Annotated in this window: 11 protein-coding genes; all 11 read right to left on the bottom strand. The window is 68.2% G+C overall.

Annotated elements, in window-relative coordinates:
* Window positions 1-195 precede the first annotated feature (195 nt).
* The 11 genes from AB4Y67_RS15890 to AB4Y67_RS15840 all read right to left on the bottom strand — a co-directional run bounded on the left by AB4Y67_RS15890 (window position 196) and on the right by AB4Y67_RS15840 (window position 13,233).
* A complete protein-coding gene (locus AB4Y67_RS15890; protein ID WP_441406727.1) occupies window positions 196-1,656 on the bottom strand; it encodes an FAD-dependent oxidoreductase in 1,461 nt (486 codons plus the stop codon).
* An 89-nt stretch (window positions 1,657-1,745) separates the two neighbouring features.
* A complete protein-coding gene (gene cobA / locus AB4Y67_RS15885) occupies window positions 1,746-3,032 on the bottom strand; it encodes a uroporphyrinogen-III C-methyltransferase (RefSeq protein WP_441406726.1) in 1,287 nt (428 codons plus the stop codon).
* Window positions 3,033-3,287: 255 nt separating this feature from the next.
* Window positions 3,288-3,584: a putative quinol monooxygenase gene (locus AB4Y67_RS15880; RefSeq protein ID WP_441406725.1), complete on the bottom strand. Its 297-nt coding sequence runs from the start codon at window positions 3,582-3,584 to the stop codon at window positions 3,288-3,290.
* 166 nt (window positions 3,585-3,750) lie between these two features.
* Window positions 3,751-4,728 carry an ABC transporter permease gene (locus AB4Y67_RS15875; protein WP_441406724.1) on the bottom strand — a complete coding sequence of 326 codons (978 nt, stop codon included), beginning with the start codon at window positions 4,726-4,728 and terminating at the stop codon, window positions 3,751-3,753.
* Window positions 4,718-5,443: an ABC transporter ATP-binding protein gene (locus AB4Y67_RS15870; RefSeq protein WP_441406723.1), complete on the bottom strand. Its 726-nt coding sequence runs from the start codon at window positions 5,441-5,443 to the stop codon at window positions 4,718-4,720. The genes AB4Y67_RS15875 and AB4Y67_RS15870 overlap by 11 nt, the downstream gene beginning before the upstream one ends.
* A gap of 57 nt (window positions 5,444-5,500) precedes the next feature.
* Window positions 5,501-6,688 (bottom strand): ABC transporter substrate-binding protein, encoded by a 1,188-nt coding sequence (locus tag AB4Y67_RS15865; RefSeq protein WP_441406722.1) that lies wholly within the window; start codon window positions 6,686-6,688, stop codon window positions 5,501-5,503.
* Between the two features lie 224 nt (window positions 6,689-6,912).
* Window positions 6,913-8,079: an RtcB family protein gene (locus tag AB4Y67_RS15860; protein ID WP_441406721.1), complete on the bottom strand. Its 1,167-nt coding sequence runs from the start codon at window positions 8,077-8,079 to the stop codon at window positions 6,913-6,915.
* Between the two features lie 153 nt (window positions 8,080-8,232).
* Complete coding sequence (locus tag AB4Y67_RS15855; RefSeq protein WP_441406720.1) at window positions 8,233-9,666, bottom strand: sulfate adenylyltransferase subunit 1; 1,434 nt, start codon at window positions 9,664-9,666, stop codon at window positions 8,233-8,235.
* Window positions 9,666-10,754, bottom strand: a complete 1,089-nt coding sequence (cysD, locus tag AB4Y67_RS15850; RefSeq protein WP_441406719.1) for a sulfate adenylyltransferase subunit CysD — start codon at window positions 10,752-10,754, stop codon at window positions 9,666-9,668. Before cysD ends, AB4Y67_RS15855 begins: the two co-directional genes overlap by 1 nt.
* Window positions 10,751-11,488 (bottom strand): phosphoadenylyl-sulfate reductase, encoded by a 738-nt coding sequence (locus AB4Y67_RS15845; RefSeq protein ID WP_441406718.1) that lies wholly within the window; start codon window positions 11,486-11,488, stop codon window positions 10,751-10,753. The genes cysD and AB4Y67_RS15845 overlap by 4 nt, the downstream gene beginning before the upstream one ends.
* Window positions 11,485-13,233: a nitrite/sulfite reductase gene (locus tag AB4Y67_RS15840; protein ID WP_441406717.1), complete on the bottom strand. Its 1,749-nt coding sequence runs from the start codon at window positions 13,231-13,233 to the stop codon at window positions 11,485-11,487. Before AB4Y67_RS15840 ends, AB4Y67_RS15845 begins: the two co-directional genes overlap by 4 nt.
* Window positions 13,234-13,377 lie beyond the last annotated feature (144 nt).

Below are 13,377 nucleotides of genomic sequence, written 5' to 3'. Positions count from 1 at the left end.
CCCCAATCCGGGCAGAGGCTTCCTTGACCGACACCCCCTGCCGCAGAAGCGAAAAGAACTCATCCTTCAGCGCATCCGGCGCCCGAAAACCACTCGGCATGGCAACCTCCAAAAAATCAGATGTTGCAACGACCGTATGATTCTGCGCCTCCGGGACGGGCGGCAAGTGACCCCGCGTTGCACTTTGACGGGAGCTTAGACCTCCGCGGCCACCCCGCCGCGGGAAATTTCCACCATGTCCTCGCGCGGGACCACCTTGATGCGCTCGCGCTGGATGCCGTCCGCCCCGGCGCCGGCACTGGCCTTTTCGCCGAGGGTCCGCTCGTGCGCGTCGAGGGCAAGCCAGCCTTCCCAGCTGGTGTATTGCACGCCGCGGCTCTCAAGCAGGTCGACGACGGCGCCTGGCTCGGGTGCCGCTGCCAGCGGCAGGTTCCCGCGGTCCTCCAGCAGATAGGTCACGGTCTCCAGGGCATCGCCCTTGGTGTGGCCGATCAGGCCGACCGGGCCGCGCTTGATCCAGCCCGTGGCGTAGATGCCCGGCACGTGGGCGCCGGAAGCGTCCAGGACGCGGCCGCCGTCGTTCGGGACAACGCCCTTGCTGTGGTCGAACTCGACCTCGGGCAGGGCGGAGCCGAAGTAGCCGATCGCGCGGTACACGGCCTGGACCGGGTAGTCGACGAATTCGCCGGTGCCGCGGGCGTTCCCGGTGCCGTCCAGCTCCGTGCGCTCGAACTTGATCCCGGCGACGCGGCCGGGGGTCCCGGCGTCGTCGTGAACCTCCACCGGGCTGTGCAGGAAGTGCAGGTGCAGGCGGCGGGAAGCCGTGAGCTCGGAGAGGTCCTCGGGCTGTTCGGCGATCCAGTTGGTGAGCGTCCCCACCATGGTCTTGGTCTGGTTGTTGCTCTGGATCTGCCGGTCCGATTCGGCGTCGAACTCGAAGTCCTCGGCGTAGAGGATGATGTCCACGTCCTTGGAGTGGGACAGTTCGCGCAGCTCCAGCGGGGTGAATTTGACCTGGGCCGGGCCGCGGCGGCCGAAGACGTGAACGTCCGTGACCGGGGATGCTTTGAGTCCGACGTAGACGTTGTCAGGGATTTCGGAGACCAGGAGGTCATCGGCGTGCTTGGAGAGCATCCGGGCGACGTCCAGGGCCACGTTGCCGTTGCCGATCACGGCGATTTCCTTGGCATCCAGGGGCCAGTCGCGGGACACGTCGGGGTGGCCGTCGTACCAGGAGACGAAGTCGGCGCCGCCGTACGAGCCCTCAAGTTCGATGCCCGGGATGTTCAGGTCCGCGTCCTTGATGGCGCCGGTGGCGAAGATGACGGCGTCGTAGTGGGTGCGCAGGTCCTCGATGGACAGGTCGGTGCCGTAGTCGACGTTGCCGAAGAAGCGGATGTCGCCGCGGTCCAGGACCTTGTGCAGGGCGTTGACGATGCCCTTGATGCGGGGGTGGTCCGGGGCCACGCCGTAGCGGATCAGGCCGTAGGGCGCCGGGTAGCGGTCGAAGAGGTCGATGCTCACCGTGAGCTCGCCGCTCTTGACGGCCTCGCTCTTGGTCAGGATGTCCGCGGCGTACACACCGGCGGGTCCGGAGCCGACGACGGCGATGCGCAGCGGGCGGGCGGCAGTTCCTACAGGGGTGTTCGTTGACACGGCTGTGTTCCTTTGTTCTTCTGCATCCGTTGCTCCATAACTGCCGTTTTCGGGCTTGATAACGGCAGTTATGGAGCAATCGACGGGTTTTACGGGGTCAGTACGCGGGTCTTGGTGGAGCGGGGCGTGCGGGGTGTGTTCGGGGAGGTGGTGCTGTAGTCCGCGGTCTTGAAGTGCGACGGCGCGAACGGGCTGACGCGGACCACGTCACCGATCACGATCACGGCGGGGTTCGCGACGCCTGCGGCCTCCGCCTGGTCCGCGATGGTCCCGAGTGTTCCGATGGTCACCCGCTGGTCCGGCAGGTATCCATTCTCTACGATGCCAACAGGCGTGTCCGCTGGCAAACCGGCGCGTCCCAGCGAGGCCGCGGAATCGCGGAGCTGGCCCACGCCCATGAGCAGGATCACGGTGTGGTCGGGCCGGGCCGGGACTTCGGAGAGCTCCTCGTGGCCGGTGACCACGCTGAATCCCCTTGCCAGCCCGCGGTGCGTGACCGGGATGCCGGCGGCGGCCGGGACCGAGATGGCGGAGGTGACGCCGGAGACTACTTCGACCTCGACGCCGTGCTGCCGGCAGAATTCGGCTTCCTCGCCGCCGCGGCCCAGGACGTACGGGTCGCCGCCCTTGAGCCGGACCACGCGGTGGCCCTGCCGTGCTTCGTCGACGAGGATGCGGTTGATCTCGGCCTGCGGCACTGGGTGGTGGCCGGGGGTCTTGCCGACCTCGATCACGCGGACGTCGGGTGCCAGTTCGGCCAGGAGTTCGCGGGGGCCGAGGCGGTCCGCGACCACGACGTCGGCCTGGCCCAGGAGCCGCCTGCCGCGGACGGTGATGAGCCCGCTGTCGCCGGGACCGCCGCCCACGAGCGCCACGGTGCCCGCAGCTGAATTGCCGCGGCGCCGGCGCAGGGGCAAGTCCCCGGTTTCCAGTGCGGTGGCGACGGCGTCGCGCAGGGCCATGGCGCGGCGCGGGTCTCCCCCGGCGTTCACGGCGATCTTGACGTCGTCCACGACGGCGACGGCGGGAGTCCAGGCGGCGGAGGCTTCGTGGTCGGAGGCGTTGACGCACCAGATGCGCTGCGCCTCGGCGTCGGCCGCGACCTGCGCGTCCACCGCCGGATCGCCGGTGGCGGTCTGCACGAACCAGGCGCCGTCGACGTCGGAGCTGCGGTACTCGCGCGGCTCCCACGAGAGGAGGCCGGCGTCGGCGAGGTCAGTCAGTGTGGGGCAGGCAAGGGGCGCGACGACGGTGACGCGGGCGCCGGCGTCGAGCAGCCCCTTGGCGCGGCGTGCGGCGACCGGGCCGCCGCCGACCACCAGCACGGGGCGGCCGAGGAGGCGCAGCGCCGTGGGGTAAATGTCCTGAATTGCCATGCATCGACGATAGGGCGGCGTCATATGGCGGAACAACGGTGCGGAAACACCCGTTCACGCAGGGTAACGCCGCGTCACATAGTTGGGGCCGCGCCGGGGGCGCCGGAGCGAGGCCGCCCTTGGGCGCCGGTGCGCGGCGGTCCGGGGGCACTTTGACGGCGCCCGCCACGGCGTCGGGCCTGAACGGCGGCGTGTCCGTGTCAATGCGCCCCCGCCCGGCAATCGAGGGCGGACAGCGGGAGCGTATGCCGCGGGCTACTTCACCGCGATGAGGTCGACCAGTTTGATGTCGGGATCCTTGGACAGCAGCGCGGGGCCGTGTTCGCCGAGCGCCGCGGGGATGGCCCCGTTGAGATGCGCCTGCCGGTCCTCCTCGGTGTCAAAGGTATCGAAGATGCCGAAGGTGTAATCGTTGACCCGGAAGGCGTACCAGGTCCGGGTTCCGGGCTCCTTGAGGACTATCTCGCGGCCCCCGTTGAGGAAATCCCAGACCTCTTGTTCTTTCCCCAGTTTGGCTTCGACCAGTGCCAGCACTCCATATTTTGGTGCCATGGCTGTCTCCTCAGAATCGGGCTGGTTCGGCCGTACACCGGCCTATAGCCGTGAGTGTAGGCCTGCCCGTGACGCCAGACAACAGCAACGCGGAGTCACCTGGCGCCCATAAACCCGGGGGTTATGGGCGGCAAGTGACCCCGCGTTGCTGCTGGACGGCAGATGCCTACCGGGTGCTGCCTGCCAGGAGGCCGCGACGGCGGAGCAGCCGCTTTTCGACCGGGCCGAACACCAGCAGTTCGATCAGGATGCCGACGGCGAGGATCAGCAGGATCGCGGACATCACGATGGTCATATCGGACAGGTCGCGGCCCTGGTTCAGCATAGAGCCCAGGCCAAACCCGATGCTGCCGCCAACGGCGATTATCTCCGCGGCCATCAGCGAGCGCCAGGAAAAGGCCCAGCCCTGCTTGAGCCCGCTCAGGTAGCCCGGCAGGGCGGCGGGAAGGACGATCTGCAGTGCCAGTTGGAGCCGGGAGGCGCCCAGGACCGTCCCGACGCTGCGGTACTGCGGCGGGATCTGGTCCACGCCGGAGATCAGCCCGTTGATGATCGAGGGGATGGCGCCCATGAACACCACGAAATACACGGTGGCGTCGGTCAGGCCAAACCAGATGATGGCCGCGGGCACCCACGCCACGGAGGGCAGCACCTGAAGCCCCGAGATGAGCGGCCCGAACGCGCGCCGCAGCGGGGCGACCTGGGCAAGCAGGAGCCCGACCGGCGTCGCGATGACCACGCTGATCAGGAAGCCAATGAGCCCGCGCTGCAGCGACGTCCACACCGCTTCCTGCAGCTTGCCCTCGGACCAGAGCTGGCCGAACTGGCCCAGCACGTCGAGCGGGCCGGGGACCAGGTCGCGCCGCTTGATGCCGAGCGAGACGTAGAGCTGCCAGACGACCAGCAGGACCACGACGGCGGCGACCGGCAGCAGGATCCGACTCCAGTCGATGCGGGCCTTGCGCACGGCGTCGGACTGGAGTGAATCCAGCCCTGACTCGAGCTCGCGAAGGTCGGCCGAGCCGGTGGAGGACCGGGTGAGGGCCGCGTGGACCTTGCGGGAGCCGGGGTCCAGGTTCGGGATGAGGGACGTCTCGGCCGGCTCGGCGCCCTGGGCGTAGTGGGACAGGAACTTACTTGGCATGGCGGCGGATCTCCTCGCGAAGCCGGGCGGTGATTTCGCCGGTGAGCTGGCCGGCAAGGCCGGCGTCGGTGCGGTGCTCCTCGCTGACGTGCCATTCCCGCACCACCCGGCCGGGCCGGGAGGAGAGCAGCAGCACACGCTGGCCCAGCCGGACGGCTTCCCGGACGTTGTGGGTGACGAACACGATGGTGCGGCCGGTTTCCTTCCAGATCCGCTCCAGCTCGTCATGGAGCAGGTCGCGGGTGATCGCGTCCAGGGCCGCGAACGGCTCGTCCATCAGGAGCAGCTGCCGGTCCTGGGCCAGCGAGCGGGCCAGGGAAACCCGCTGGCGCATGCCGCCGGAGAGCTCGTGCGGGCGCTTGTCACCCGCCCCGCCCAGGTGCACCAGGTCCAGCAGCTCGCCCGCCTTGGCCCTCCGCTCGGCCTTCCCGGCGCCGCGCAGCTTCAGGGCCAGCTCGATGTTCTCCCGCGCGGTCAGCCACGGGAACAGCGCCGCGTCCTGGAACATAAAGGCGGCGCCGTCGCTGGGCACCTCGAGAGCGCCCGACGTCGGCGCCTCCAGTCCCGCCATGATGTTCAGCAGGGTGGACTTGCCGCAGCCGGACGCACCGAGCAGGGCGACGAACTCGCCCTGCCCGATGGTGGCGTTGACGTCGTCCAGCACCGGGGCGCCGTCGCCGAAGCGCTTGCCCAGGTTTTCCAGTACGACTGGCATGGTCACGTCCTAACTTCTTTTGGCGGGTACTGCTGGCGGGCAGGAGACGGGAACTGGCTAGTCCTTGCCCAGTCCCTGCGAGGAGATCTTCGTCCCGGCGGGGCCGTCGCTCAGGACATTGTTCAGGGCCGTGAGGTCGAAGATGCCGTTGATGTCGGCCTTCTGCGTGGTGCCCGCGTCGACGCCATCCTGCAACAGCTTCTGGTACGTTCCGGCGAGCGGGTCGACGGTGTAGACGATGTTCTTGAGCGAGCGGTCGATCACATCGGCCGGCAGGGCGGCTCCGGCGGATTCCTTGAGGGCCGCGTTGAGGACAGTGGACTTCTCGGCAGCGGGCGCTGAGTTAAGCCAGTCCACGGATTCCACGTGGCCCTTCAACAGAGCCTTGACCGTGTCCGGGTGCTCGGCGGCGAACTTCTTGTTGACGATCAGGACGGTGGTGATGAATTCTCCCTTCTCCCACAGGTCCTTCTCGTCGACCAGGACCTTGGCTCCGGCCTGCAGCACCAGCCGGGAGGCCCACGGTTCCGGCAGCCATGCGCCGTCGAGCTTTCCGTCCTGGAACAGCTTTAGGGTCTGGGCGTTTTCCGTGGGGTTGATGGCGACGTCGCCGCTGCCATCAGTGTTGGTCTTGTATCCCTGCTTGCCCAGCCAGGCGCGCAGTGCCACGTCCTGGGTGCCGCCGAGCTGCGGCGTCGCGAGCTTCTTGCCTTTGAGGTCCGCGGGCGTGTTGATTTCGGGCTTGACCACCAACTGCGCTCCGCCGGAGGCGGCACCCGCGATGATGCTGATCGATTCGCCCTTGCTCTTGACGTAGGAGTTGATGGCCGGGTTCGGACCGATGTAGGTCGCGTCGATGGCGCCGGCGTTGAGGGCTTCGATCGCGGCGGGGCCTGCGTTGAAGACCTGAGTGCTGAGCTTGGTCTCGCCGAGGTTCTTGGCGATCAGGCCCTGGCTCACTCCGACGAGGGCCGGGGCGTGGGTGATGTTGCCGAAATAACCGAGCTTGAGTTCGGCAGCGGGGGTGTTGACGACGGCGGCGGGAGTGGCCGTTTCGTTCGCGCGGGACACCGTGGATGCGACGGCGGCGCCGGCTCCGATCAGCAGCACGAGGCCGACGGCCAGGCTGATCTCCAGGGTGCGCTTGCGTTTGGGCTTGGCAGATTCACCGGCGACGATCCGGGTGGTTCCGGCGGTCGGTTTTTCGGGATTCTGGCTATCGGTGTTTCGGGGCGTAGATGACATTGGTGAAGTCCTGTTCTGGGAGAGACGGGTTGGCCGGGCGGGTGGTCAGCGCCGGCGACATCGCCCCCGGAAGGTCCGCGGGAAGCGGCCGGAGAGGCGTTCAGTGGTTGTCATGGATTCACCATAGGGAGTGTCACGAACCCGGTTCAACGGCCCGGAAACCGGGGGTCACGCGGGTTCATGCAACGTCATATGCGGGCCCGCCAACCGGGCCCTTGCGCGAATCAGTCGCCTTTAACGTTGACGAGTTGCCGGAGCTTGTGCCGGATCGTGACGAGGTCGGCGGAGTCGCGCATCACCTGGCCAATGGGCTTGTAGGCCGCCGGTATTTCGTCGATGAAGGCTTCGCTGGGCCGGAACTCGATGCCCTTCATGGCGGCCTTCAGCTCGGCCAGCGTGAAGAGCTTCTTCGCGGCGTTCCTTGAGTGTTCCCGGCCGGCGCCGTGGGGCGAGGAATTCAGGGACACGCGGTTCCCCAGGCCCACAACAACATAGGATGCGGTGCCCATGGAGCCGGGAATCAGTCCACGGTCCCCGGCTTCGGCCCTGATCGCTCCCTTGCGGGAGACCCAGACGGACTTGCCGTAGTGGTGTTCCTTTGCGGTGAAGTTGTGGTGGCAGTTGATCCGTTCAGCCTCGCGGACGGGGCCGCCAGTCCAGGACTCAAACTGCCGGACCACCCGGTCCATCATTTCCTCGCGGTTCAGCAGGGCGAAGTGCTGGGCCCAGTGGAGTTCCCGGATGTAGCGGTCGAATTCGGGAGTGCCCTCCTCGAGGTAGGCCAGGTCCGGATGCGGCAGGACGATGTGCCGGCCCCGGGCAACGCTCCGGGCCTCGGCGATGTGCCGCTGCGCGAGCTTGTTGCCCACCCCGCGGGAGCCGGAGTGCAGGAACAGCCACACGGCGTCGGTCTCGTCGGCGCACACTTCGATGAAGTGGTTGCCCGAGCCCAGCGATCCCAGCTGCAGCTCCCAGTTCGTGGCGTACTGGCCGGGGTCGAAGCGGGCGGTGGCTGCCATCCGGCGCAGCTGGGCAATGCGGGGTGCGGCGGTGTCGCTGATCCTGTGGTTGTTGTGGCCGGCGGACAGCGGAACGGCGTGTTCGATTCCCTCCCGCAGTCGTTTGCGGTCCTTCGGCAAGTCTTGGACGCCATACTGCGTGCGGACGGCGATCATGCCGCAGCCGATGTCGACGCCCACGGCCGCCGGGATGACGGCGTGAAGGGTGGGGATGACGGATCCCACGGTGGCGCCGAGGCCCAGATGGGCGTCCGGCATCAGTGCCAGGTGCGGGTAGATGATGGGCAGCTGTGCCGTGGCCAGGGCCTGTTCGCGGGTCTTGTCATCGAGGATCGACGCCCAGCTGACCAGCCTGCTATTGATGATTTCCACGACGCCTCCCAGAACGATGATCGTGTTCCGGGAGACCGGTGGCAAGGGCCACGAGCGGCGAATTCGCGGGAAACACGCGAGGTCGCCGGAAGTTTCCGGCGACCTCGCACGTGTCCGGCGACCCGAAGCAACCAGGGCACTTCCGGGACAGGCCTAGATCGAGTAGCGCTCGTCCTCGTGGTCCCCCGGGTGGTCCTTGACGAGGCCGGCGGCGAGGGTGTTGCCGTCCAGCGGATCGATCACCAGGAACGCACCAGTGCGCCGGTGGTGCAGATAGTTCTCGAGCGGCAGCGGCGCTGAGAGCCGCAGCTGGGCGTGGCCGATGTCGTTGAGTTCCAGCGCGGAGGTGGGTTCCAGCTGGAAGTTGGCGAGGTCCAGCTTGCCCGTCACGTTCCGGACCAGGGCCTGAACCGTGCGGGTGCCGTGCTTGACCAGCACCTTGGCACCCTCGCGGAGCGGTTTCGGCGAGAGCCAGCACAGGGCGGCGTACAGATCTGCCGATGCTTCCGGTATTCTGCCACCGGCCGGACCCGCCGCGGCGATCGTGTCACCGCGGGCGACGTCGAACTCATCCGCGAGGCGCAGGGCCACGGACTGCGGGGCTGCCGCCTCGGCGAGCTCGCGGCCGGCGAAGTCGATCCCGGTGACGGTGGTGCTGCGCGGCGCCTGGCCCGGGGTCAGGATGCTGACCGGGTCCCCTACCTTCACCGAGCCTTCGGTGATCTGGCCCGCGTAGGCACGGTAGTCGCGGTACGCCTCCGGGTCGAGGCCGCCGGCGACGGCGTCAGGCGCCAGCGCGCCCTGCGGCCGGACCACCAGCTGGACCGGGAAGCGGAAGCTCTCCAGGTAGCTTTCGAGTTCGTCAGCGGCCGGCAGCGTCTCCAGAACTTCCAGCAGCGCAGGGCCGTCGTACCAGGGCGTGCGGTCCGAGCGGTCCACGACGTTGTCGCCGTCGAGCGCGGACACCGGAACCACCAGCAGGTCGCTGATCCCGTCAGAGCCCAGGCCCAGCTCGCGGCCGACCTGCTGGACGTCCGCCTCGATCTCGCGGAAAACGTCCTCGCTGAAGTCCACCAGGTCGATCTTGTTCACGGCGACGATCACGTGCGCCACGCGCAGCAGCTGCAGCACGGACAGGTGCCGGCGGGTCTGCTCCAGGACACCCTTGCGGGCGTCAATGAGCACGACGACGGCGTCCGCCGTCGACGCACCGGTGACCGTGTTCTTGGTGTACTGCACGTGCCCGGGGCAGTCCGCGAGGATAAAGCTGCGGCGGTCCGTGGCGAAGTAGCGGTAGGCGACGTCGATGGTGATGCCCTGCTCCCGCTCGGCGCGCAGGCCGTCGGTCAGCAGGGCCAGGTCGATCCCGCCAGCCGATCCCCCGAAACCGCGGTCCGCCGAGGTGCGGGCGACGGCGTCGAGCTGGTCGGCGAGGATCGCCTTGGAGTCGTGCAGGAGCCGGCCCACCAGGGTGGACTTGCCGTCGTCGACGGATCCGGCGGTCGCGAAGCGAAATAGGGAAGCGTGTGCCAGTGGGGCCTCGTCGAGCAGGGCAGCCGCGCGGGCGGTGTCGATGTCGGTGCTCATTAGAAATAGCCGTCCTTCTTGCGGTCTTCCATGGCGGCCTCGGAGATGCGGTCATCGGCCCGGGTGGCGCCACGTTCGGTGATGGTGGAGGCGGCAACTTCAATGACGACGTCGCGCACGCTGGCGGCGGCCGATTCGACGGCGCCGGTGCAGGACATGTCGCCAACGGTCCGGTAGCGGACGGTCTTGGTGATGACCTGCTCGTCGTCGCGCGGCTGGGAGACCTCGCCGACCGCGCGCCACATGCCGTCGCGGGCAAAGACTTCGCGGGCGTGGGCGTAGTAGAGGCCGGGCAGGTCGATGTTTTCGCGTTCGATGTAGCGCCACACATCCAGCTCGGTCCAGTTGCTGATCGGGAACGCCCGGACGTGCTGGCCCACGGTATGCCGGCCGTTGTAGAGGTTCCACAGCTCGGGCCGCTGGTTCCGCGGGTCCCACTGGCCGAACTCGTCGCGCAGGCTCAGGATCCGTTCCTTGGCCCGGGCCTTGTCCTCGTCGCGGCGGCCGCCGCCGAATACGGCGTCGAACTTGTTGCGCTGGATCGCGTCCAGCAGCGGCACGGTCTGCAGCGGGTTGCGCGTGCCGTCGGCCCGCTCGGCCAGCTCGCCGGAGTCAATGAACTCCTGCACCGACCCGACGACGAGCCTGAGCCCCAGCCGCTCCACGGTCCGGTCACGGAACTCGATGACCTCAGGAAAGTTGTGCCCGGTATCCACATGCAGCACCGGGAACGGAACCTTCCCCGGCCAGAAGGCCTTCGTAGCCAGGTGCAGCATCACCACAGAATCCTTGCCGCCGGAAAACAGCAGCGCAGGCTTCTCAAACTCGGCAACAACCTCGCGAATAATGTGGATCGCTTCTGATTCCAAAGTGTCCAACGACGAAAGGCGGGCCGCGCGCGGGGCCGCAGAACTCAGGCGACCCGACCGCAGAGCCGCAGCGGCAGATGCCGCCCCGGGAGTGGCATCGGGCCTTCCGTAGCTGGACGGCATGCTGCTTGCAGCATTGCCGTCCAGCGAAGGGGCGGGGGCGGCATCTGCCGCGGAGGCGTAGCCGGCCGTCGTCGTCGTCGTGCTCAAGTTGCTCATACGTGTAGTCCGCATTCTGTCTTGTCGGTTCCTGCCCAGCGTCCGGCGCGGGGATCGTCGCCGGGCGCTACCTTGCGGGTGCAGGGCTGGCAGCCAATGGACGGGTAGCCCTGTGAAAGCAGCGGGTTGACGGGGAGGAGGTTGTCGTCGGAGTACTGGACCAGCTGGTCGAAGCTCCAGGCCGCGACCGGGTTGACCTTGACCAGGCCGTTGGTTTCGTCCCAGGTGACCAGGGGGGTGTTGGTGCGGGTGGGGGCCTCGTCGCGGCGGACGCCGGTGAACCAAAGTTCGTAACCGGCGAGGGTGCGGCGCAGCGGGGCCACCTTGCGCAGCGCGCAGCACTGGGCGGGGTCGCGGGCGAAGAGGTCCTTGCCGAGGAGCCGGTCCTGCTGCTCCACGGTGTTCTCCGGCAGCACGTCGACGACGTTGACGTGCAGGTTCGCGGCGACCTCGTCGCGGGTCGTGTGGGTTTCCGGGAAGTGGTAGCCGGTCTCCAGGAAAAGCACGTCGACGCCGGGGAGCTGGTCCGCGACGAGCGCCGGAAGGACAGCGTCGGCCATGGAGCAGGCGACGGCTACCGCCGGGAGATCGAAGTTGCGCGCCACCCAGGCGATCACCTCGCGGGCCGGGGCGTCCCAGCCGAGCTCGGCGGCACCGGCCTCGGCGAGGACCTTCAGCTCGTCGTGGGTGCGGAGGGAGGGGCCACCGCCTGCCAGCGGCTGAATGTTAGTCACTGCAGATCACCCTCGTCGGCCGCGAACGCCCATTCGGCGAAGGTCTGGCCCTCGGCGTGGTCGGCCACGAACTTCCGCACCACACGCTCCACATAGTCGGGCAGGTCTTCGGCCGTGACCTTAAGGCCGCGGACAGTCCGTCCCAGGCCCGCCTCCTCGCGGTCCGATGAAGCCAGCCCGCCGCCGAGGTGGACCTGGAAACCCGGGGTGGGATCGCCGTCGGGCGTGGGAAGCATCATGCCCTTGAGGCCGATGTCTGCGGTCTGGATCCGGGCGCAGGAGTTGGGGCAGCCGTTGATGTGCAGCGAGAGCGCCTGCGGGAGCTGGCTGGTTTCGACGAGGTCGGCGAGGCGGCGTTCCAGCTCGGCGACGGCGGTGGCGGCCGTGACCTTGGTTTCGACGATGGCCAGCTTGCAGTATTCGATCCCGGTGCAGGCGATGGTGCCGCGGCGGAACACGGACGGCCGGGCCGACAGGCCCAGGGCGTCGAGTTCGGCGACGAGCGGTTCCACGTCGTCCTTGGGCACATCGAGGACCACGAGCTTCTGGTGCGGGGTGGTGCGCAGCCGCTGGGAGCCGCGGGCCTCGAGGGTGTCCGCGAGCATGACGAGCTGGCTGCCGGACAGCCGTCCGGCCAGCGGGGTGGCTCCGATGAAGAACTTGCCGTCCTTCTGCTCGTGCACGCCGATGTGGTCGCCCGGGGTGGTGGGCTTGGGGGCGGCCGGGCCGTCGTCGAGCTTGTAGCCGAGGTATTCGTCCTCGAGCACCTGGCGGAACTTCACCGGGCCCCAGTCGGCCAACAGGAACTTCAGGCGGGCCTTGGTGCGCATGCGCCGGTAGCCGTAGTCGCGGAAGATGCTGGTGACGCCGAGCCAGACGTCGGCGGCCTGGTCGGGGCGGACGAAGGCGCCGAGGCGCTTGCCCAGCATGGGGTTCGTGGAGAGCGCGCCGCCCACCCAGAGGTCGTAGCCGATGCCAAGTTCGGGGTGGACCAGGCCCACCAGGGCGACGTCGTTGATCTCGTGGACCACGTCCTGGCTGGGGTGGCCGGTGATGGCGGTTTTGAATTTGCGCGGCAGGTTGGCCAGTTCGGGGTCGCCGATAAAGCGCTCGGCGAGCTCGTGGATCAGCGGCGTGGGATCGATGATCTCGTCCTTCGCGATGCCGGCGACCGGGGAGCCGAGGATCACGCGGGGGACGTCGCCGCAGGCTTCCGTGGTGGACAGGTCCACCGACTCGAGGCGGCGCCAGATTTCCGGCACGTCCTCGACCCGGATCCAGTGCAGCTGGATGTTCTGGCGGTCGGTGAGGTCTGCCGAGTCGCGGGCGAAGTCGACGGAGATCTGGCCGATGACGCGCAGCTGCTGAGTGGTGAGGGCGCCGCCGTCAATCCTGACGCGCAGCATAAAGTACTTGTCTTCGAGCTCGTGCGGCTCGAGCGTGGCGGTCTTGCCGCCGTCGATCCCGGGCTTGCGCTGGGTGTAGAGGCCCCACCAACGGAAGCGCCCGTGCAGGTCGGTGCCGTCGATCGAGTCGAAGCCATGCTTGGAGTAGACGGACTCGATACGCTCGCGGACGTTGAGGCCGTTGTCCTCCTGCTTCCAGGTTTCGTTGGCGTTCAGCGGGGCGGTGCCGTCCACTTTCCACTGCCCGTGCGGCTTTGCGGCGGGGCGGGCGGTGGGGCGCTTGGTGCGGCCTGGGGCAGCCTGGTCCGGGGACGCTCCGGCTAGAGCTGTATCAGTCATGGATCGACTGTAGGGGTGGCTGTAATGCCGTCACAAAGGGTCGGCAACGCGAGGTCACCTAGGGCAATAAATCGTCACGAAGCATCGGCGAGCCTTGAAGTGGCGGGGGTGGTGTGCTTGCGGCGACCGCCGTCGGCCGCCCGC

The organism is Arthrobacter sp. YAF17 (assembly GCF_052113365.1).
In the GTDB taxonomy this organism is placed as follows: Bacteria; Actinomycetota; Actinomycetes; order Actinomycetales; family Micrococcaceae; genus Arthrobacter.
Note: the sequence above shows the minus strand (reverse complement) of the source record. Positions and strands in the feature narration are given on the sequence as shown.